Raw genomic sequence first — 1,317 nt, forward strand, 5'->3', positions numbered from 1 at the left:
ATCGATCAGCGCGCCAACCTCGCGGCAGGCGGCCTGATATGGCGCGCCGGCATAGGTGTCGATCCAGTCCCGATAGGGCGTGTCCGGCACCGCATTACGGGCCAGCCTCAGCCCGATCTCGCCATAACCCAGCACGCAGGGCGCGAGCGCCGCGAGCAGGTCGAGGAAATCGCCCGAATAGCCCGCTTCCAGAACGTAGCGCGTGTAGGCGAGATTCTCCGGCGCTTCCTCCGCGGCCTCTAGGGCGGCGGCGTCGATCCCCTGTGCCGCGCAGATGCGCAGATGCAGCGGCATTTCTCCATCGACGAGCGTGTGGACCGTCGCCGAACAGGCGCGCATCTCCTCCAGCGTTGCCGCCTTGACGACACCTAGCGCCCAGGCCCGGCTGAAGTGGATGAGGAAGCGGTAGTCCTGCACGAGATAGGTCAGGAAGGCCGCGCGCGGCAGTGTTCCATCGCGCAACCCTTCGACGAAGGCGTGGTGCGTGTAGTCGTGCCATGTGTCGGCGCAGGCCTCGCGCCAGGCGGCGAAGCAGCGGCCGTAAACGGGGGCGGCGGACAGGGGGCTCATTCGGCAGCACCCACGTCCATGGCCAGCTGCTCGACCGGCAGGACGGCGGGAATGAGCCCCTCTTCGTGCAGGAAAGCCTCGAACCGGGCATATCGGCCGTGATCGAGGGCGGCGGGGGACGTTGCGAAACGGCCGAAGGTGTCATCCCAGGCCGCGGTGTTCAACTCGTCCCCGAGATCCGGGGCGTGGCCCGCGAAAAGCGCCTTTGCCTCGACGCCGAGGCGGCCGCCTATCAGGACGCCGCCAACGTTGCCGCGAGAGGCGAGATCGAGGCGCGGGAGCGGGCTGACAACATGATCGCCCGTGTCATCTCGGATGAGGCTGCACGAAAGGCCGAGCGCGACCGCCGCTATGCCGGCCGCAAGGCCCGGCAGCGGTAGCACTCTCCCCGCGGGCCTGATGCGTCGGCCGCAGCTTGACCCCGGGCAGGTCGAGCGGCGCGAACAGCTCCAGCTCCAGCTCCAGCGCCTCTCGCGTCACGCGGAGCGGGCCAGCCGGATCAACCGGGGCCGGCGTCATTTATCGCGTCCGACCTTGGGCACCAAGGGCCGCTGCTTCCTCGACGCCGAGCGCGAGCTTCCTATCTCGGCTTCCGAAGGTTATGACCGACCCCCCGACGCGCGGGCGGACCTGCTGTGCGCTCGCCGGCCCCGCAACTTCGAGAAGGCGCAGCCGGCCGGAGACTGAGCTCCGCCGGCCTTGTGCTTTCCGGTGGTCAGGCCAGCGGCTCCCAGCCCGGATGCTCGA

At 69.2% G+C, this 1,317-nt stretch carries 4 protein-coding genes; 2 read left to right on the forward strand and 2 right to left on the reverse strand.

The annotated features are described in order from the left end of the window. Together KTN05_RS17545 and KTN05_RS17550 are read right to left on the reverse strand one after the other, a co-directional pair. A partial coding sequence (locus KTN05_RS17545) for a TenA family protein (RefSeq protein WP_217330655.1) occupies window positions 1-570 on the reverse strand: 570 nt, incomplete at its 3' end. Continuing rightward, complete coding sequence (locus KTN05_RS17550) at window positions 567-734, reverse strand: hypothetical protein (RefSeq protein ID WP_217330656.1); 168 nt, start codon at window positions 732-734, stop codon at window positions 567-569. The genes KTN05_RS17545 and KTN05_RS17550, both read right to left, overlap by 4 nt. Window positions 735-755: 21 nt before the next feature. Here KTN05_RS17550 and KTN05_RS17555 point away from each other — a divergent pair, with 21 nt between their 5' ends. Continuing rightward, window positions 756-950, forward strand: a complete 195-nt coding sequence (locus KTN05_RS17555; RefSeq protein ID WP_217330657.1) for a hypothetical protein — start codon at window positions 756-758, stop codon at window positions 948-950. 154 nt (window positions 951-1,104) lie between these two features. Continuing rightward, entirely contained in the window at window positions 1,105-1,257 is a 153-nt protein-coding gene (locus KTN05_RS17560) for a hypothetical protein (protein ID WP_217330658.1), read from the forward strand. Window positions 1,258-1,317 lie beyond the last annotated feature (60 nt).

Origin of the sequence: Paracoccus sp. Z118 (assembly GCF_019061185.1) — a bacterium.
In the GTDB taxonomy this organism is placed as follows: domain Bacteria; phylum Pseudomonadota; class Alphaproteobacteria; order Rhodobacterales; family Rhodobacteraceae; genus Paracoccus.